Genomic DNA, 19,595 nt, shown 5'->3' with positions numbered 1-19,595 from the left:
TTTAAATGAACTTATTTCAACGTTTTAGATATACTGTAGAGGCAGACTTACACCAATTATTTGATAAGAAGGAACAAAAAAATCCGATTGCGATGTTAAATCAATACATTCGTGAAGCAGAAAAGCAAACGGAACAAACAGGCAAATTATTAGAGCGACAAGGGCAATTAAAAGAAAAGCTAGAGCAAGAATATAAAGAAAACGCTGATTTACTAGCGAAACGTGAATCTCAATTAGCATTAGCAAAATCTAGCGGAGAGCAGGACTTAATTGATTTCGCTACGGATGAAGTAACAGCTTATTCAGCTCGTAACCTTACATTACAAGCGAGCATTGAAGCAAGTACTCGTGAATACTTCGAGCTCGAGCGTAAATTTGAAACAATGAAGCATAAAATTAAAGATATGAAAGTACGTCAATTACAGCTGATGGGGAAAGAAAATGTAACTCGCGCCCATCATCAAATGGATGGAATGATCGCCAAAAATAATAAAACAAACTTTGAAGATTTAGAAACATATATCGATAAATTAGCTTATCAAATCGATAAAGACCATGAGCTTACAACTTTTGAGGCAAGACTGGCAGAATTAGAAAAAAAAGCAGTAGAAGAAAGCTCACCACTGCTAATTGAAAATAAATAACATGGTATAATGAAAGCAATGCGCCAACATTAAAGGGCGCATTCTTTCACGTTTAAGAATAGAGGGTCCCATTCCCTCTCTTATACTATTAGTAGAAGGAAGGGTGACCCTCTTGCAAAATTTCACAACAAATAAGCTCACATTTTGGGTACTTTGCTTCTTTTTACTCGTCTTTGTGGAGCTAACTATTTTTAATAATGGTGGTGCCTTCTGTTTATTGATTGGGGCTGTACTTCTTTATTTAAGTTTTTCCAAAAAAGTTCGATTTTTTAAATGGACAGGAATTTTCTTTATTGCCATTGCTTTGTTCACGATGTGGAGCTTACGTTTATTTATCGTCATCATGCTCTTATATATGCTCTATCAATACTTGCAAAGAGAAAACGAGCCAAAAGTAGTTGGTGCAGAGCTTTTTGAAAAGCTTCCTGCAATTAAAAATGACCTAATTGGCACAATGCCAGCGCCTACAGAAGCATATAAATGGCAAGATGTACAAATTCAGCGCCTTGCAGGAGATATTACCATCGATACAACGCAAACGATTTTACCAGCTGGCACTAGTCTTATTACAATTCGACAAGGTATCGGTAAAGTTCAAATTTATATTCCTTATGAAATTCCATTCCGTTTACAGTATACGACGTTATTTGGTGAGCTCTCCTGCTTACATGTAGGGCCGCAACGTATATTAAATGAAAGTATTACTTTCTCCGACGGCAACCCTGAGGATGCTAAACGTGTACTGATTATTCATGTCGCAACCTGGCTTGGAGATTTGGAGGTGCTACGAAAATGATTGCCTTTATCTCAAGATTATTTACATTATTTTTTATTTTAATGAGTGCTGTTTTCGGTCTTCTTGTTGCACTATGGGGCAATCCTGATGAAAAAACATGGGAGCCCTTATGGCAGCAGAATTACGATAATATCCCTCTAGGTGGCATCATCATAGTTAGCCTGTTTATACTTAGCTTCCTGTTTGCCAGCTGGATCAGTATGACTGCAAGGGCGCGAGAAGCGCAGGCAACACGAATAGTGAAACAATTAATCGAGCCTGATTTTGTTTTTCCTAAAAAACAAGCGCTTCCGAAATCGTTAAAAAAGGCAATTGTCCAAACAAGTGAATTAATTGATACGCAACGTAAAAGTTTACAGCGTTTGTCCAATGAGCGTGCTGAGGCCAATGATAAAATTATACAGGAGCGTATTATTGCTGAACGCCAACGACTAGCTAGAGAACTACATGATTCTGTGTCACAGCAACTATTTGCTGCCTCTATGTTACTCTCCGCATTAACTGAAAATGACGAACATGCTACTAGCTTAAAACAGGTGGAGAAAATCGTTCAACAGGCACAGCTAGAAATGCGTGCATTACTGCTACACTTACGACCTGTAGCTTTACACAATAAAACATTGGCACAAGGCTTAGAGGAATTGATTATTGAGCTTCAGCAAAAAGTTTATTTCCATATAGAATATGAATTAGAAGAAATGGCCTTAACTAAAGCAGAGGAAGATCATTTATTTCGTATTGCACAGGAGGCACTCTCCAATACACTGCGTCATGCCAAAGCAAGTGAGGTGGAATTACTTCTTGTGGCACGAGACGACTTAGCTATTTTACGAATTCAAGATAATGGTTTAGGCTTTGATGTGGAGGAAGATAAATCCACATCATACGGTTTACAAAACATAGCTGAACGAGCAGTTGAAATTGGCTGCACCTATAAAATTGTATCAGTGCCTGGTGAAGGAACAATTGTAGAGGTTAAAATTCCTTTACAAAAGGAGGAGGTCAATGTCGATGATACAAGTGCTCATAGTGGATGATCATGAAATGGTACGGATTGGTGTGTCAGCCTATCTTTCAGCACAGCCGGATATTACGGTTGTAGGTGAGGCTGAGAACGGTAAAGAGGCTGTGGAACGTGCCCTATCGCTAAGGCCTGATATTATTTTAATGGATAATGTGATGCCTGTTATGACAGGAGCAGAGGCAACAGTGGAAATATTAGCAGCATGGCCTGAGGCAAAAATCATGATGGTGACTAGCTTTTTAGATGATGACAAAGTATATCCTGCCTTAGAGGCTGGCGCGGTAAGCTATATTTTAAAAACATCTAATGCGAAACAGATTGCAGATGCTATTCGTAAAACGATGGGTGGCGAAACGGTATTAGAGCCAGAGGTCACTTCCAAAATGATGCACCGCATGCGCCACGGCAATAGTACACCACTATACGAACAATTGACTGAACGTGAAATGGAAGTATTATTGCTAATGGCCCAGGGTAAAGCCAATCAGGAAATTGCTGATGAGCTATATATTGCCCTAAAAACTGTGAAAACACATGTTAGTAATATTTTAGCAAAGCTAGAAGTTCAAGATCGTACACAAGCCGTCGTCTACGCATTCCAAAATGGGCTAGCGAAATAACCATCTACCCATTACGCTTTGAGGACATGGCGATCTTTCAACAGAAATCTTACCAACTAATCATCCATTTATTTTAGTATGAGCCAAAATAAATGGATGATCCTGCGTAGAAAACGTCCTTGCAACAGACACCCATTGATTTATCTTATCCTATACTCCCCCCAAGATGAAAAGGGATTAAAGCAGTAGGTCTTTGCGCTTCAATACTTCTAAACTTACTATATAGAGAACAAGACGGATCCCAAGTGGTCAGACTAGCAACTAAATCGTACTCTCCTCACCACCAATAAATTTGATCGCAATACTCGTAAAATTTTTTAGGCTTCTTACCATATACTAGTTTAACCATGCCTATATATATTCGATGAGATTTAGCAAAATTGATACTATGAAATGAGAAGTCAAAATAATCTTGATAGTACGTTTTGTTAGATAGAACTTTTTATCGTTTGGTACGTTAGTATTTATAAAAGGGGAGCTTTCATGGATAGTCGTTTTACGTATCAGCACTTTATTAAAAATAATGCTTTTGCATTATTGGACCCTGTTTTTATTGTATTGCTGCTGTTCTCCATTGTACTGCTTATCATCGTTTTGCTGAAAAAAGTGCCTGTTTGGGTATGTACTCTTTTTGGTACTTTAACTAGTATTGTAGCCGCACAGCTTCTTTGGTTTTCTGGCATTATTGCTGATGAGCTAGGGATTGGTGGTAGTGCAAAAAGCTTTAATCTTTTTATTAGTATCGTGATAGTGCAGTGTCTTAGTTTATGGGTAACTAGCAAGAAAAACAATAAAAAAATACCGCAACATAGCAGCGTGATGTAAAGTCACGCTGTGTTGCGGTATTTTTATGTAGCTTATAGTGCTTTTACTTTTGCTACAACGTTTTCGACTGTAAAGCCATATTTCTCGATGACTAATTCACCTGGTGCGGATGCGCCGAATTTATTGATTAACTATACAGCTTCTTTATGGACTGCACCATGCTTTTCAACAGGAGATACTATGTAAGCTCCCCCTTCGCTACACCCTTATATACGATTTCAATAGAAGAGTGATTGCTAATTAGCCGTTACTAAAACCTCATTTTCTTCATGTTTTGCTTCAACAAACTGTCTATGATTTGGGGCAACAACTAAACTATATGAATGCATTATCGCTTGCTGTTGCATAACCCCCTTTAAAATAAAGCCATCCGTGACACCTGTTGCAGTAAATAAACAATCATCTGTTTGAACAAGTTCATCCAATGTCCAAATTTGATGAGGGTCTTTGATACCCATTTTGACACAGCGGGCATATTCCTCCTCTGTCTCTGGCATCAATTGACCTAAAAAGTCACCACCAAATCCTTTTTGTGCCGCTGCAGCAATAACCCCTTCTGGTGCACCACCAATACCAATAAACAAATCAACGTCACATTGCTCTAATGATGTTGCTAAAACGCCTGTAATATCGACTTCTGCAAAAAGCTTGACCTTAGCTCCTTCCTCTAATACATCCTCAATCCATTGCTGATGACGTGGACGATCTTGAATCATCACCGTTAATGCACGTACAGGCTTATGTAATGCCTTTGCTACACGATGCATATTTTCTTTTAAAGAATCCGTTAAACAAATCGCCCCTTTCGCTTGAGGTCCGCAAGCCATTTTTTTCATATACATATCAGGTGCATGAAGTAATGTTCCTTGTGGTGCTACAGCCATCACTGCCATTGCATCATTCATACCTTTTGCTACTAATGTAGTGCCTTCAATTGGATCTACTGCAATATCAACATGCAAAGCTTCTCCTGTTCCAAGCTTTTCTCCAATATAAAGCATCGGTGCTTCATCCATTTCACCTTCACCAATGACAACTGTAATATCCAATGGTAATTGGTTCAGTTCATTTCGCATCGCATTTGTTCCTGCACCATCAGCCGCTATCTTATTGCCACGTCCAATCCACGGATAGGCGTTCAGCGCTGCCATCTGTGTTACTTTCATAAAATCATTTGCAAAATGCTTAATTTGTACAGTCATTTTCATCATTCCTTTCAAAAAAGGCAATAAAAAACACTCACCCTAAAAAAGGCATGTCCGAAAACATCATTTAAAGCGGATGAGTGCTATTTTTAGTTATACACGCATCGTATTTTGTGCGATGTATAAAAATTGCTCCATAATTAATGCTGCTGATGTAGCACCAGGATCTTGCACGCCAATGGAACGTTCACCTAAGCGGCTTGAACGACCTCGTTTTGACAATAAATCTTTCGTTGATTCAGCACCTTCTTTAGCAGCAGCAACAGCTTTTTCAAAGGCTACAGGAAAATCTCCATCCTTATTAAATTCAGTAATTAATGTTTCACGCGCTGGAATAAGTGCATCCATCATCGTTTTATCGCCTAACTCTGCTTGCCCACGCTCCTGTACTCCATCTACAAAGGCAACCCAAAAATCTTTCCATGCTTCATCATTTAACATATCTTTACCTTTTATGGCTTTCGCCCCACGCATAAAGCCTGTTGCATATAATGGACCAACGGATGAACCAACCGCACTTAAAAATGTACGACCAGCAGTTGAACTTACTTTGACACAGTCCTCTTCCTCAGCTAAAGGCCCTTCTAGTTGTTCTTTAACAGCTTGCCAGCCAATAGACATTGTGACACCATGATCACCATCACCTAATTTACGGTCAAGCTCACATAAATAATCTTTTTGTTCTTCAATCATATCCACTATTTTCAATAAAAACTGTTTAAATTGTGTTACCGTGACTTCCATCTCGCTTCCTCCCTATCGCTGTACATACATTGGACAATCTGCTGCAAAATCAATGACTTCCATCAGCTCGTCATCTAATTGTGCAATGGATATAGATGCACCACCCATTTCTAAAGATGTGCTATAATTTCCCACAAATGAACGATGAATGTGAATATTTTTTGCTGTTAAAATTTGTTCAACACGACGGAATAAAATATATAGTTCCATATTCGTCGTTGAGCCTAAACCATTTACTAATACAGCTACTTTGTTACCGCTTTCAATTGGCATATCTTCTAAAATAGCATCTACCAATCTATCTACAACCTCGTCAGCCGTTTGAAGTTTACCTTTTTCAATACCTGGTTCTCCATGATGTCCTAAACCAATTTCCATCTCATCCGCTTCTAATTCAAAGCTTGGCTGACCTGTTTGTGGTAGTGAGCACGGTGAAAGACCAACACCCATTGTACGTGTCACATCGTTCATTTTATTCGCAACACGCACAACCTCTTCTAAACTATAGCCCTTTTCAGAGGCAGCCCCAGCAGCTTTCGTCACGAAAAACTCACCTGCAATACCTCGACGTTTGTGCTGTTCTTCCTTTGGTGCGGATGCAACATCATCTGTTACAATGACACATTCTACAGTAATATCTTCCTCTAAATCGGCAAGCTCTGCTGCCATTCCGAAATTCATTAAATCACCTGCATAATTTCCATAAATATAGACAACACCTTGTCCATTATTAATTTTTTTCGTTACCTCAACAATTGGATCTGGGGAAGGAGAAGCAAAAATATTCCCTACAGCTACACCATCTGCCATCCCATATCCTACATAACCCATAAAAGCAGGCTCATGACCTGAGCCACCACCAATTAAAACACCCACTTTTTGGCTTTCTTCACGAACAGCAACTAAAGCACGTTTATTTTCTGCTAATTGCTGTACATAATTTGGAAAGGCTTTTACATAGCCTTCAATCATTTCATCCACAACATTTGCAGGATCATTCATTAATTTTTTCATTATCTATGTACACCCCCATCAATATAACTTTGTTCTTGGTTCATAATTTGTTGTACTTTACGCGCGGAATTACCACCTGGAAAAGCCGAATTCAAATAGATTTCTACTACTTTTTTTGCTGCTTCTATGCCAATTACTTTTTCACCTAAAGTAATAATTTGTGCGTCGTTACTTTTACAAGCTCGTTCCGCTGAATAAACATCATGTGTTGTTGCTGCACGAATCCCTGGTACTTTACATGCCGCAATCGCCATACCTAGCCCTGTACCACACACTAAAATGCCTCGATCTAATTGATTGTTCATAATAGCTGTGCCTACTGTGAACGCAACACCTGGGTAATCAATTTCTGTACAATTGTCTTTTGAACCATAATCAATCACTTCATGACCTAATTCTTCGGTAATATATTGTTGCAAAACTTGTTTCAAATGATGTGCATTATGGTCTGAACCTAAACCAATTTTCATTATACAATTTCCTCCTACTTGTCATCTATATATATTTGGTATTTTCTGATAAATATAATATTATTCTCACACACCGATTTTCGTTTGTCAATTTTTATTTTCGTTAATTTTCGTTTATTTTCGTTTTCGATTATATAAAAAGGATATTCTTTTCGAATATCCTTTTTATCAATGTCCTGTTACTACCTCTTTCGGTATATCGGTTTGTTTAGAGCCTTTTGGCAGACGAACAAATATCATCAACCCAGCACTTATAATATGCATAGTAACATATGCCCAAATAACACCAACAGCACCAAAACCACCGATTAAAGCACCTGCAACTGCTGGACCGAGAAATGTGCTTAATCCAGCACCCAAGTTAAGAATAGACATTGCTGCTCCACGGTTTTCTGGTGCTAATGATGGCACTAATGCAGAAAGTGGGACATACGCCGCTAAACAGGAGCCGAAGCACATAGCCACAATAATTGTCATCAGATAGTTAGCACCAAGGAAATACGGCACATAATAAAGACCTGCCATAAACACTGCACAACCTAAACCACCGATCCACATAACAGTACGCTGCCAGCCAATTTTATCGGCCACTGCACCCCAAATTAAATTGAAAATAACATTGCTTGCCCATAGAGCCCCATAAATTTGTAGCCATTGTGACATCGTAAATCCAGCATCAATCATATAGGCAGGCAAAAAGACTACTAATCCATATGCACCAGATGTATTAATAGCACGAACAATGCCACCAAGACCTACACGTGGCTTTTCAAATGCAATCGTGATGCCTTTTGTCATTTGCTTCATTGCTTCTTTAATTGTTAAATTTGTTTTTTGTACTTCAGGTTTGCAAAGGATAATACCAAAAACTGCACCGATTGCTGTAAAAATCAATGCACTCCAAAGCGTCATCATCTCGCCTAAAAATGGTAGTGCAAAACTTGAATAATAGGCCCCTAGCATATTTAGACCACCTGCAAATGATACCCAGAACCAACCAACTGCTGTTCCTAATCGCTCAATTGGAGCATAGTACGTAATCCATACTAAAAATGAATACGCAAATAATGGATAGCCTAGCCCACGTAATGCATATGTAGGAAGCATAATAGATAAATTCATCGTTGTAATACCTATTAATAAGAAAATCAACGTTCCTAAAACAAATAAACTCAATCCTATAATCATCATTTTTCTAGGACCATAAATTTCTGCTAACACACCTGAAAGCCAAGAGGCTATAGCTACAGCAATACCATAAAAACTAAGTAATGTAGCGACCTCCTGTACAGTCATTCCATTTTGGGTTAAATAGGTTGAAAGCCAACCTTGTTCTAAACCATCCCCAATCATAAATATCAGGACGCCTAAATAACCCATAAACATTTTTTTATCCATTCCTAGCTTACCAACTGATGTCGCCTGTAAATTTGATTGCATAATATCCCCCCTTGTCTAGCGTTTATCGGCCTATAAATTTGGGTTTAGTACTACTTTTAATGATTCCCGTCCATTTTTCACTAGCTCAAACCCTTTTTCAAACTCTTCAAGAGGTAGCATATGTGTAACAACGCCCTCTGTTGGTAAATCTCCATTCATAATTCCTTTGATAACAGGCTCATAGCAGTACGGCCCTAAATGTGAACCTAATACATCCAACTCTTTACGGTCTGAAATAATAGACCAATCCACTGTTACTGGGTCTTTAAACACACTAAATTCAACGAAACGCCCTAATTTACGAATTAATTTTAAACCCTGCTCGACAGATTTTTGTGCACCTGTTGCTTCAATATATACATCACAACCATAGCCATCGGTTAATTCATCAATAATGCCATAAACATCATCTTTCGCAGGATTTAGTACTATATCTGCACCAAATTGTTTTGCTAATGCTAAACGATCCTCAAATAAATCAAGAACAATTAATTTTCCTGGACCTGATTTTTTTATCGCACCAATCATGCCAAGCCCTAATGTTCCAGCACCTGCTAATACAACAACATCTTCTAATTCAATTTGTGCACGTTGAACAGCATGATATGAACAGGCATATGGCTCAATAAGAATGGCTTTTTCAATTGGTAACTCATTTGGAACATGGTAATTAATGCCCTCCTTTGTAAATTTCATATACTCAGCCATACCACCATTAACATTGTTTTGGAAACCATATAGATCATGCTTTTGACACATCCAATATTGACCACGCTTACAAAAGCGACATTTCTCACAAGGAACTATTTGTTCTGAAATTACACGATCACCGAGTTCAAAATCACCATCTACATTTTCACCAATTGCTACAATATGACCGATAAACTCATGACCAGGAATCATTGGTGCTTTAATGTATGCGGGCTGATCTTCATCGCCCCAAAAGCTTGGCGCACCGTCAAATGCTTTTACATCACCTGCACAAATGCCACATGCTTCTACCTTTATTAAAATTTCACCTTCCCCAATCTTTGGAACAGCTACTTCCTCTAAACGATAATCACCAGGTTCATAGGCAACAACTGCTTTCATTTTTGTTGGGATATTGTCAATAGATTTTGTCACTTTGTCTACTACTTGATTTGAACACATGTATTTCATCCTCCCATTATAAAAAAGCGTTTTCATTTTTCAGATTGTTTTTGTTTTTCTGTTTTTATCGTACCACCCAAACTTTCGAATTTCAATTTTTATTTTTATTTAATTTCGTTATCTATTTTTTACTTTCATTTCATTTATTTTTACGCTACTATGTAAAAGCAATATTTTTTCTGACTTTCTTAATTATCATATTGCTTGTAATTGTAATTTTCTAAATCCTATTGTTTTTACACTATCTAGGTATGATATGATAGTGAAAATAACGAAAAACAATAACAATATGCTCATCACTAAAAGATATGGTTGATATTTTTTCAAATAGTAATTAAAAGATAAGATCCTGGTCACAAAGGCGTTGCTACTATCGCATAGATATAATGTCATAGAACAACCTGATGTGCTTAGCGTGTGTTGCAAGCAAACACTTTCTTTTAGAGCCTTTACTTGTTCAGTGGCGTGGAGGGTACGACTTCAGCGGAAAGCGTCTCCCACAACGGAAATGGACAAGGTTTTCGTATCATCTGTAAAATAAAGGCTAATCAACACACCTGAGTTCAAAGGAAACTTTACTCTATGTAAAAGAAGCAGCACTTACAAAGTATGCTAGCAGGGTGGCAGTCAACCCCACTTTATGGTGAAAAGCAAAAAATAATATTATAGAAAATTTATAGGTGATGTGATGAAAAAAATGTTTGCACAGGAACGTCAAAAAATAATTTTGGATAAATTAGTTCAACAGAATAGTATTACGATTAAGGAATTGGCTACTTCTTTAAATGTGTCGGAAGCTACTTTACGCACTGATTTAACAAAGCTTGAACAACAAAATCTGTTACGCCGAACGCATGGTGGTGCTATTTTAGTCGATACAGATGAACATGAAACAAGCTTTTCTACGCGTCAGCTCAAAAATAAAACTGAAAAAAATGCGATTGCACGTGCAGCTTTGCAAACGATTTCAGATAATCAATCTATCATGCTTGATGCCAGTTCAACTGCTTTGGAACTAGCCCACTGTTTAAAGGACTTTAATCATCGTCTAACAGTTGTGACAAGTGGCTTAAAAGTGGCAATGGAATTAAGTGATTCTCCTAATATTACTGTTATTTTAATCGGTGGAATCGTGAAGCAAGGTTCAAATTCATTAGAGGGAACACTTGGCGCAGAGATTTTAGATAAGATTCATGTAGATCGCTTATTTACATCTGCCAATGGTTTTAGTAAAGATGCAGGATTTACGGATTTTAGTGTTTATGAAGTTGAACTGAAAAAGCGCATGGTTCAAGCAGCTAAAAAAGTGACAGCCTTGCTCGATCATACAAAAATAAACCGTAGTTCTATTGCAGCCTTTGCCTCCATTGCAGATATTGATACATTCATTACAGATGAACCAGTTTCTGAAGACTATTTCGACCTTTTCCAAACGTATAATGTTGAACTGATTGTGGCAAAAAAATAACAAAAGGTGGGATTCACTTGAAGTTCAAAGGTTTTGATACAAATTTCGGCATTGAAAATAAAGTGGCAGTAATTACAGGCGGTGCAAACGGGATTGGCTATGCTATCGCTCAGCTATTTATTGAAAAAGGGGCATCTGTTGCACTTTTTGATTTAAAAGAAGATGTAGCAGCTATTGCAAAGGAGTTGCACCAGGAGCGAGCAATTGGTGTTCTATGTAATGTAACAGATAATGCAAGTATGGATGATGCCATCAAACAAGCCCATACTCATTATGGAAAAATTGATATTTTGGTAAACTGTGCAGGCATTGCTCTACTCGATGATGCTGAAAATATTTCTGATGACTATTGGCAAAAAACCATGGATATTAATGTAACAGGTACATTTAAAATGGCACAGAAGGTTGGCAATATTTTCATCGAACAAGGCACTGGAGGCAAAATTATTAACTTAGCCTCTCAAGCAGCCATTATTGCACTGGATAATCATGTTGCCTATTGTGCAAGTAAAGCGGCTGTGCTTGGTATTACACGTTCTCTTGCATTGGAGTGGGCACAATTTGATATTAACGTCAATGCAATTTCACCAACCGTTATTTTAACAGAGCTTGGAAAAAAAGCTTGGGCTGGTGAAGTGGGCGAACAAGCTATGAAAGAAATTCCACTTGGACGCTTCGGCTATCCAGAGGAAGTTGCAGCCATTGCTCTTTTCCTTGCATGTGATGCTTCCAATTTAATCACAGGTGAAAATATTGTGATTGATGGTGGAAATACCATTAAATAAAATTGCATAAAAAATACCTCTATCGTTAATTTAAATGAGGCAGTGGGAAGCTCGAATATATCGAGCTTCCCACTGCCTTTTTACTTTATAATGAAGATGTTTTTGCTTGTCTTCTTAAGATTATTTGTTTAGTGCTTTCACTTTTGCTACTACGTTTTCAACAGTGAAGCCGTATTTTTCCATTACTAATTCACCTGGAGCAGATGCACCGAACTTATCAATTGCTAGAACATCGCCTTCAAAGCCAGTATATTTATGCCAGCCGAATGATGCCCCCATTTCAATTGCAAGACGTTTTGTAACAGCTTTTGGTAGAACAGATTCTTTGTAAGCTGCGTCTTGTTTTTCGAAGCGATCCATAGATGGCATAGAAACAACTGCTACATCTATACCGTCTGCTTTTAATGCTTTTTGTGCTTCGACAGCAAGCGAAACCTCAGAGCCTGTTGCAATTAAAATAGCATCTGCCACTTCTTTTGTAGCTGGAGACACTGTGTAAGCACCCTTTGCTACGCCCTCACGTACTGTTTCAATAGAAGCGTCAAGAACAGGTAAGTTTTGACGAGATAATACAAGAACAGTTGGTGTTTTTTCTGCTGCTACTGCAAGCTCCCATGCAACTGCTGATTCATTTGCATCCGCAGGACGAATAACAGATAGGTTTGGCATTGCACGTAATGATGCAAGGTGTTCGATTGGTTCATGTGTTGGACCATCTTCCCCTACTGCAATCGAATCATGTGTGAATACATATGTTACAGGAAGACCCATTAATGCAGATAGACGAATTGCTGGACGAACGTAATCAGAGAATACGAAGAATGTACCACCGAATACATTTAAACCACCGTGAAGAGCCATTCCGTTCATAGCAGCACCCATTGCAAATTCACGAACACCGAACCAGATGTTACGTCCAGCATAGTCGTCTGCTGAGAAATCTCCTGCACCCTTCATCGTTGTTTTATTGGAGCCAGCAAGGTCAGCTGAACCCCCAAAGAATGAAGGTGTTTTCTTCGCAATAGCATTAATTGCATCGCCTGAAGAAGAACGAGTTGCTACAGATTTACCTGCTTCATATACTGGTAACTCAGAAGCAAAGTCTTCTGGTAATTCACCATTCATCGCTTTCTCGAATTGAGCTGCTAACGCTGGGAATTCTTCTTTGTATGCAGCAAATTTTGCATTCCAAGCTTCCTCTGGTTGTGCGCCTTGCACTTCAGCAGCCGCATTAAATGTATCGTAAACTTCTGCAGGAATTTGGAATGGTTCATGTGCCCACTCATAGGCAGCCTTCGTTAAGACAACTTCATCTGTACCAAGTGGTGCACCGTGAGAATCTGCTTTACCAGATTTATTTGGAGAACCAAAACCAATCACTGTTTTTACTTCAATTAATGTTGGCTTGCCAGTAGATTTTTTGGCTTCTTCAATGGCTGCATTAATAGCATCTACATCCGTACCATCTGCCACTTTTAAATAATTCCAACCATAAGATTCAAAGCGTTTTTGAACGTTTTCTGAAAATGACTTTTCTAAGTCACCATCTAAAGAAATATCATTAGAATCGTAAAGCACGATTAATTTTTCAAGTTTTAAGTGACCAGCTAATGAAATCGCCTCTGCTGCTACGCCTTCCATTAAGTCACCATCGCCACATAACGCAAATGTGTAGTGGTCAACGATATCATGACCTGGTTTATTGTAAGTAGCAGCTAAATGACGCTCAGCCATTGCCATACCAACAGTCATAGCGATTCCTTGTCCAAGAGGACCAGTTGTTGCCTCTACCCCTACTGTATGACCATATTCAGGATGTCCTGGTGTTAATGAATCCCATTGGCGGAAGTTTTGAATTTCTTCCATTGGTAAACCATAGCCTCCAAGGTGAAGTAAGCTGTATAAAAGCATTGAACCATGACCTGCTGATAGTACAAAACGATCACGGTTAAACCATTTTGGATTTGCTGGATTATGGCGTAATTGTTTTGTCCATAGCGTATAAGCCATTGGCGCTGCTCCCATTGGTAAACCTGGGTGACCAGAATTTGCTTTTTCAATAGCATCGATTGACAAAGTTCGGATAGCATTAATTGCTAAAAGATCCGCGTGTTGAGTCATTATATTGTGACATCCTTTCTCGTCCTATATATTGTTCTTTTACAGTTTAGTCAACATTGCTTTAGAAAACAATGCTTTTGTTATACTATTTGCGTTTTCATACATACTTTATTGAATTGTGTCACATTAATTTAGAAATTTATTTTTTTGCGCTTGTTTTACCTTCTCAGGAGTTACATCATTGCCTTCTGCATCGACCACTTTAACGTTTTCAATCGTATCTCGCATCGTTGCTCTAAACGTATCTAAATACTCCTTGCGAAGCGCTGTTCGCTCCTTTGCTTCTTCCTCTGTTAATTGTCCGCTTTTTGCTTTAGCAGATAATTCATTAATTCGGTTAATTTTTTCCTTTGATAACATCGTTACACACCTTTCAGTACCTAGCTTAATGACCTCAGTATGCAAAGTATAGCACGGTTTCCCTTAAAATGCAGTTATACCAACCCTTAAAAACACTTCTTAGCCATTATTTACATGACTTCCAGATGTTAGAGGTGTATAACTAATAATAAAAGGAAAAATTTGATAGCTAATAGGAGGAACTATCATGAAGATCACAACACCTAGACTACTTATTCGAACATTTGAAGCCCAAGATTGGCAGGCTGTTTATAGCTATATGTCCGACAAAACAGTCATGCACTATATGCCAGATGGTGTGTTAAATGAAGATCAGGTTCAAAATTTCATAACAGAGAATAGCAACGAGCATGCAAAACATTTCGCCATTGTTTTACGTGAACAACAGCGAGTCATTGGTCATCTTGTTTTCCACAAATACTTTGGCGACCATACGTATGAAATTGGATGGGTTATGAATCCTGCCTATCATAAACATGGCTATGCTTCTGAAGCTGCTCAGGCCCTATTAGACTATGGCTTTAATAAAATGAAACTTCATCGAATTATTGCCACATGCCAGCCAGAAAATATCGCTTCTTACCGAGTCATGGAAAAAATCGGAATGCGCCAAGAAGGATTTTTCAAAAAATGCATTCCTCATGGAGAGACTTGGTGGGATGAATACTATTACGCTATTTTAGAGGAAGAATGGAAAAATCTAAAGGTAAGAGGTGTATGAAATGAAGAAAACTGCGGTGTTATTATACCCACAATTTAGTGAATATGAATTGAGTGTTGCTTTGTCCATATTAATGCAAGGAGGGAAACCCATCGTCACACTAGGATCGAATACCGAACCTATCAGAGGAGAATCTGGTTTAAATTGCATAGCTGATTTACCCGTGAATGAAGTAGAGCTTGACGATATTGATAGTCTACTATTACCAGGCTGTATGGATATTTCAACATTACAACTTGAAGAGAGCTTACTAGATTTCATTCGTCATCTATCTGCAAAAGGAGGATTGCTTGCAAGTATTTCTAGCTCCCCTTACCTATTGGCAAAAGCAGGTGTCTTACAAAACAAAAAATATACAGTAGGGCTACCTTTAGATGGCATGAAGCAGCTAGGGTGCTTTGAGCTTCATAACTATTCAGATGAACTAGTGGTACAAGATGGCAATATCATTACAGCAAAAGGAAGAGGCTTTATTCCTTTCGGTATTTGTTTTGGTCATGCGTTAAAGCTAAAATTTGATGAAAATTGGTATTAAGTGATGATTTAAAACCCAAATGTCCAATTAATCGGGCATTTCATGTTGTTGAAAAAGATGATGTCATTAGTAGAATGAGAACTTTTAACAAGGCTGTAGGGTGATTTCCGTTCCGTCAGTGTGCTACAAGAAAGCAAGCAGCCTGCAACGGAAATCCATTTCTCCCCTTCAATTGACTGTTTTGTTTTTCACACCAAAAAATGTCCAATTAGTTGGACATTTTTTAATTCTTATCTTATGATATATATCTAATACTTTAGACAAAATGGAGGGATAATTCTGAAGAACATTATCAAAAATTTGAGAAAAAAATTAGGTATAACACAAGCTGCACTTGCAAAAGAATGTGGGGTTGTGAGGCAGACCATTAATAGTATTGAAAATGATAAATATGATCCGACCCTTGAATTAGCTTTTAAGATTACTAAGGTTCTCAATAGCCGTGTTGATGAGGTGTTTATCTATGACTAAATTTCACCCAGATTATATGATTACAATGAAGGATTTCGTGAAAGAACACTCGGCAATTTTAAGAAAACGGACTCAAGAAGTGGCGATACCTGTGACCAATGAGGACCGAAATACCCTCCTAGCCATGCTACAATATCTGAAAAATAGCCAAAATCCAACTCTAGCAAAAAAATATAAGCTTCGCCCTGGAAGTGGACTCTCTGCTAATCAAATTGGTGTAGATAAACGAATGTTTGCTGTACTCTTTGATGACCAAGAAATGATGCTGATTAACCCTAAAATAATGAGTCATTCCATCAATATGATTTATCTACCGGAGGGAGAAGGCTGTCTATCTGTAAATCGACCTGTTCCTGGTTTTGTGCCGAGATATGAGAGGATTAAAGTCAAAGCTTACGACATTGATGGACATGAAATCATTGTACAGTTACAGGGCTATGGGGCCATCGTTGTACAACATGAAATCGACCATTTAAATGGCATCATGTTTTATGACCGAATAAATAAAGAGCACCCTTTCCAACTGCCTAAAAATGTTATTATCGAGAGCTTTTCTTCCCCTCAGTAGTTTTTTACAAAAAAAATTAGCAGGAATATTATTTTCCTGCTAATCTTTCTTGGTGCTCTTGGAAACGACGATGGACAGTCGCCTTACTTACCTCAAAGCCTAACCCTCTAAGCGTTATAGAAATTTCTTCAAAGGTAAATCCACGTTTGCGTAGCTTTACAATTTCATCTACAGGTAGATCTTTACGCTCCTGCCCCTGCGGATTACCTCGGTTCGATAAATTATTTTCAGGACGATAGCCGTTTTCTACAGCACGTCGCATACCTCGTCGTATTTTAGCATTATGAATTCTACGCTGATATTCCTCTACAATCGCTAAAATTTCTAGCAGCATCGTGTCCATTTCATTTAATTGAACTGGGCCAGCATCACGCATAGAAAAAACATCCGTTGCTGATTTTTGTAATAAATGCAATACAGCCATTCTTGCATTGCCTCGTCCTAAACGAGTTTCATCTTGTACAAAAAGGGCATTAATGTTTTTATCTTTTATGAAATCAAGCATTTCTAGTAAGCCTGCACGTTCTACATCATAACCACTATGCTGATCTTTAAACACGCCCTTCACCGCATAGCCTTGCTCCTTAGCATAGCGCAGCAACTCTTCCTGTTGACGCTCTAATGAGGAGCTTTGTGTTTCTTTTTCAGTACTTACGCGACAATAGACAACAGCCGACAGTTGATTATTTATCATTGTTCATTTCTCGCAATTTCGATAGTATTGATGGGACTGGCTTGATCACTCACTACAGGAATTACTAGAGATTTTCCCGCTACAATTTTAATATCTGCTAGTTCATTTTCCGTTTTTACAAGCTTTATCCAATCATCAGTACTCATTTTACCACGATATTGCTCCGCTAACGACCACAAGCTATCCCCATGTTCGATTTGGATTTCTGCGTAACTAACTTTTCCTGGATCAGTAATGTAAAGGTATGCTGCAAATAGTAGGCAAGCTCCTAATAAAATTGAGATATGTGTGTTTTTCTTAAACCATGTCATAATCATTACCCCTTTTTAAGAATGTTTGTTCGGAATGTATGTTCTCATAATAAAGCGAACAAACGTTTTTGTCAAACACTTTTCGAACCTATGTTTGCATACATGTTCGCATTCTGTTATACTATCAAATAAGAAGATTGATTTTAGAAAAAAGAGGTGAGCACTCATGAAAAAAGTTTCGAAAAGACAAGAGGACATTTTAGCTTTCATTAAAGAAGAGGTACGAGCTAAGGGATATCCGCCATCAGTACGTGAAATTGGTGAAGCAGTTGGACTTGCTTCCAGTTCAACTGTTCATGGACATTTAGCTCGATTAGAACAAAAAGGCTTTATTCGTCGAGATCCAACAAAGCCACGCGCAATTGAAATTTTAGAGCCTGAAGAATCCATCCAAAAGCAACAGGTGATCCATGTCCCACTTGTCGGGAAGGTTACAGCTGGTTCTCCAATTACAGCAATTGAAAACATTGAAGAATACTTCCCATTACCCGATACGTACGGCACAAGTGAAGATCAATTGTTCATGCTAGAAATTATGGGAGAATCAATGATTGAAGCCGGAATTTTAGATGGAGATTTAGTCATTGTAAAACAAAAGGCAACAGCTAATAACGGGGATATTGTTGTAGCTATGACAGCTGAGGATGAAGCAACTGTAAAACGCTTCTTTAAAGAGAAAAATCATTTCCGTTTACAGCCTGAAAATTCTTCTATGGAACCTATTATTGTCGATCAAGTTTCTATTTTAGGACAAGTTGTAGGTCTTTACAGACGGGTACATTAACTATTAAAACAGGTTTTGAGGATTATGTTCCTTCTAAGAGCATGTATCCTCTTTTTTACGCAAAAAAAGAATCCACAGACGATTGGATTCTTTGTACAATGCCCTCTAAGCTTCCTTCTTAAATTTTATGCTAGCTTCAACAAAGGCTGAAAATAGCTTTTGAGCACTCTCATCTCCTGCTATGGCTAGTTCCTCAGGATGCCACTGAACAGCCAAGCAAAATGGCATTTCCTCATGAACTACAGCTTCGATAATACCGTCATTTGATTTTGCCGCTACTTTTAATTTTTCTGCTAATACATTCACCGCTTGATGATGAAATGAATTCACTGCTATCTTCTCTTGTTCAACGATAGTCGCTAATAAATTATCAGCAATAATCTGTACAGTGTGGGTAGCTACAGCTCTACCTGATTGCTGCATATGCTGGAGTAATTTAGTGCTAAAATGATCACTATCAATATCCTGATATAAGGTACCACCTAATGCAACATTTAGTATTTGAATCCCTCGACAAATCCCGAAAATAGGCATCTTTCGTTGGAATGCGGCTTCAATTATTGCTAACTCCACTGTATCTCGCGCGGGATGAATTTTTCCAAGCTTTAATGAAGGCTCAGCCCCGAACAGAAATGGGTGCACGTCATGACCCCCGGATAATAATAAACCATCTGTAAGGGCTAAAATCTGGGCTGCCTCTTCTTCTACTCCAATTGGAATAATCAGTGGAATTCCACCAGCATCAATAATACTTTTGCTGTAAGCAGCATTTAATCGAGAGGATAAATCATCCTCCACAAAGGCTGTAATACCAATAATCGGTTTCACTTGCTTCCCTCCACA

Annotated in this window: 23 protein-coding genes; 12 read left to right on the top strand and 11 right to left on the bottom strand. The window is 38.2% G+C overall.

Annotation, left to right across the window (positions count from 1 at the left end; translation table 11 throughout):
• The first annotated feature begins 5 nt into the window (after window positions 1-5).
• The 5 genes from MKZ14_RS05920 (at window position 6) to MKZ14_RS05900 (ending at window position 3,909) form a co-directional block, all read left to right on the top strand.
• A complete protein-coding gene (locus tag MKZ14_RS05920; protein WP_337976128.1) occupies window positions 6-644 on the top strand; it encodes a PspA/IM30 family protein in 639 nt (212 codons plus the stop codon).
• 112 nt (window positions 645-756) lie between these two features.
• Window positions 757-1,440 (top strand): cell wall-active antibiotics response protein LiaF, encoded by a 684-nt coding sequence (gene liaF / locus MKZ14_RS05915; RefSeq protein ID WP_258859475.1) that lies wholly within the window; start codon window positions 757-759, stop codon window positions 1,438-1,440.
• A complete protein-coding gene (locus MKZ14_RS05910; protein WP_036080185.1) occupies window positions 1,437-2,477 on the top strand; it encodes a sensor histidine kinase in 1,041 nt (346 codons plus the stop codon). Before liaF ends, MKZ14_RS05910 begins: the two co-directional genes overlap by 4 nt.
• Window positions 2,452-3,084, top strand: coding sequence for a response regulator transcription factor (locus MKZ14_RS05905; protein ID WP_054550596.1), 633 nt, complete (start codon window positions 2,452-2,454; stop codon window positions 3,082-3,084). The genes MKZ14_RS05910 and MKZ14_RS05905 overlap by 26 nt, the downstream gene beginning before the upstream one ends.
• A gap of 483 nt (window positions 3,085-3,567) precedes the next feature.
• The gene (locus tag MKZ14_RS05900; RefSeq protein ID WP_259419255.1) at window positions 3,568-3,909 is read left to right on the top strand and encodes a hypothetical protein; all 342 of its coding nucleotides are present in this window, start codon (window positions 3,568-3,570) and stop codon (window positions 3,907-3,909) included.
• Window positions 3,910-4,145: 236 nt separating this feature from the next.
• Here the strand turns inward: MKZ14_RS05900 and glpX are convergent, their stop codons facing one another.
• The 6 genes from glpX to MKZ14_RS05870 all read right to left on the bottom strand — a co-directional run bounded on the left by glpX (window position 4,146) and on the right by MKZ14_RS05870 (window position 9,934).
• Window positions 4,146-5,111, bottom strand: coding sequence for a class II fructose-bisphosphatase (gene glpX, locus MKZ14_RS05895; protein WP_312124630.1), 966 nt, complete (start codon window positions 5,109-5,111; stop codon window positions 4,146-4,148).
• Window positions 5,112-5,207: 96 nt separating this feature from the next.
• A complete protein-coding gene (gene dhaL, locus MKZ14_RS05890) occupies window positions 5,208-5,858 on the bottom strand; it encodes a dihydroxyacetone kinase subunit DhaL (protein WP_312124629.1) in 651 nt (216 codons plus the stop codon).
• 12 nt (window positions 5,859-5,870) lie between these two features.
• A complete protein-coding gene (locus MKZ14_RS05885) occupies window positions 5,871-6,872 on the bottom strand; it encodes a dihydroxyacetone kinase subunit DhaK (protein ID WP_312124628.1) in 1,002 nt (333 codons plus the stop codon).
• Entirely contained in the window at window positions 6,872-7,342 is a 471-nt protein-coding gene (locus MKZ14_RS05880; RefSeq protein ID WP_259419259.1) for an RpiB/LacA/LacB family sugar-phosphate isomerase, read from the bottom strand. The genes MKZ14_RS05885 and MKZ14_RS05880 overlap by 1 nt, the downstream gene beginning before the upstream one ends.
• A gap of 168 nt (window positions 7,343-7,510) precedes the next feature.
• Window positions 7,511-8,782, bottom strand: a complete 1,272-nt coding sequence (locus MKZ14_RS05875; RefSeq protein WP_259419260.1) for an MFS transporter — start codon at window positions 8,780-8,782, stop codon at window positions 7,511-7,513.
• Between the two features lie 30 nt (window positions 8,783-8,812).
• The gene (locus MKZ14_RS05870) at window positions 8,813-9,934 is read right to left on the bottom strand and encodes an alcohol dehydrogenase catalytic domain-containing protein (protein WP_259419261.1); all 1,122 of its coding nucleotides are present in this window, start codon (window positions 9,932-9,934) and stop codon (window positions 8,813-8,815) included.
• 688 nt (window positions 9,935-10,622) lie between these two features.
• Between MKZ14_RS05870 and MKZ14_RS05865 the strand changes: the two genes are divergently transcribed.
• Together MKZ14_RS05865 and MKZ14_RS05860 are read left to right on the top strand one after the other, a co-directional pair.
• Window positions 10,623-11,402, top strand: coding sequence for a DeoR/GlpR family DNA-binding transcription regulator (locus tag MKZ14_RS05865; RefSeq protein ID WP_259419262.1), 780 nt, complete (start codon window positions 10,623-10,625; stop codon window positions 11,400-11,402).
• A 17-nt stretch (window positions 11,403-11,419) separates the two neighbouring features.
• Window positions 11,420-12,187, top strand: coding sequence for a GolD/DthD family dehydrogenase (locus tag MKZ14_RS05860; protein ID WP_259419263.1), 768 nt, complete (start codon window positions 11,420-11,422; stop codon window positions 12,185-12,187).
• A gap of 120 nt (window positions 12,188-12,307) precedes the next feature.
• Here MKZ14_RS05860 and tkt read toward each other — a convergent pair whose 3' ends face one another.
• Together tkt and MKZ14_RS05850 are read right to left on the bottom strand one after the other, a co-directional pair.
• Window positions 12,308-14,308 (bottom strand): transketolase, encoded by a 2,001-nt coding sequence (gene tkt / locus MKZ14_RS05855; protein ID WP_312124627.1) that lies wholly within the window; start codon window positions 14,306-14,308, stop codon window positions 12,308-12,310.
• A 126-nt stretch (window positions 14,309-14,434) separates the two neighbouring features.
• On the bottom strand, window positions 14,435-14,668 hold the full coding sequence (locus MKZ14_RS05850; protein ID WP_004232132.1) for a DUF896 domain-containing protein: 234 nt from the start codon (window positions 14,666-14,668) through the stop codon (window positions 14,435-14,437).
• A gap of 187 nt (window positions 14,669-14,855) precedes the next feature.
• Between MKZ14_RS05850 and MKZ14_RS05845 the strand changes: the two genes are divergently transcribed.
• The 4 genes from MKZ14_RS05845 (at window position 14,856) to def (ending at window position 16,963) form a co-directional block, all read left to right on the top strand.
• Window positions 14,856-15,389, top strand: coding sequence for a GNAT family protein (locus MKZ14_RS05845; RefSeq protein WP_312124626.1), 534 nt, complete (start codon window positions 14,856-14,858; stop codon window positions 15,387-15,389).
• Window position 15,390: 1 nt separating this feature from the next.
• Window positions 15,391-15,924, top strand: coding sequence for a DJ-1/PfpI family protein (locus MKZ14_RS05840; RefSeq protein WP_016992950.1), 534 nt, complete (start codon window positions 15,391-15,393; stop codon window positions 15,922-15,924).
• Window positions 15,925-16,203: 279 nt separating this feature from the next.
• The gene (locus MKZ14_RS05835; protein ID WP_333006188.1) at window positions 16,204-16,395 is read left to right on the top strand and encodes a helix-turn-helix transcriptional regulator; all 192 of its coding nucleotides are present in this window, start codon (window positions 16,204-16,206) and stop codon (window positions 16,393-16,395) included.
• Window positions 16,388-16,963 carry a peptide deformylase gene (def, locus tag MKZ14_RS05830; RefSeq protein WP_333006148.1) on the top strand — a complete coding sequence of 192 codons (576 nt, stop codon included), beginning with the start codon at window positions 16,388-16,390 and terminating at the stop codon, window positions 16,961-16,963. The genes MKZ14_RS05835 and def overlap by 8 nt, the downstream gene beginning before the upstream one ends.
• Window positions 16,964-16,991: 28 nt before the next feature.
• Here def and MKZ14_RS05825 read toward each other — a convergent pair whose 3' ends face one another.
• On the bottom strand, window positions 16,992-17,657 hold the full coding sequence (locus tag MKZ14_RS05825) for a recombinase family protein (protein ID WP_016992002.1): 666 nt from the start codon (window positions 17,655-17,657) through the stop codon (window positions 16,992-16,994).
• Window positions 17,654-17,968: a LysM peptidoglycan-binding domain-containing protein gene (locus tag MKZ14_RS05820; RefSeq protein WP_016992001.1), complete on the bottom strand. Its 315-nt coding sequence runs from the start codon at window positions 17,966-17,968 to the stop codon at window positions 17,654-17,656. Before MKZ14_RS05820 ends, MKZ14_RS05825 begins: the two co-directional genes overlap by 4 nt.
• A gap of 166 nt (window positions 17,969-18,134) precedes the next feature.
• Here MKZ14_RS05820 and lexA point away from each other — a divergent pair, with 166 nt between their 5' ends.
• Window positions 18,135-18,752, top strand: a complete 618-nt coding sequence (gene lexA, locus MKZ14_RS05815) for a transcriptional repressor LexA (RefSeq protein ID WP_004232118.1) — start codon at window positions 18,135-18,137, stop codon at window positions 18,750-18,752.
• 105 nt (window positions 18,753-18,857) lie between these two features.
• Here lexA and MKZ14_RS05810 read toward each other — a convergent pair whose 3' ends face one another.
• Window positions 18,858-19,580, bottom strand: coding sequence for a gamma-glutamyl-gamma-aminobutyrate hydrolase family protein (locus MKZ14_RS05810; RefSeq protein WP_333006150.1), 723 nt, complete (start codon window positions 19,578-19,580; stop codon window positions 18,858-18,860).
• Window positions 19,581-19,595 lie beyond the last annotated feature (15 nt).

This window comes from Lysinibacillus sp. FSL P2-0066, assembly GCF_037969495.1.
Classification (GTDB): domain Bacteria; phylum Bacillota; class Bacilli; order Bacillales_A; family Planococcaceae; genus Lysinibacillus; species Lysinibacillus boronitolerans.
The sequence above is the reverse complement of the archived record's forward strand: the minus strand, read 5'-3'. Positions and strand labels throughout refer to the sequence as shown.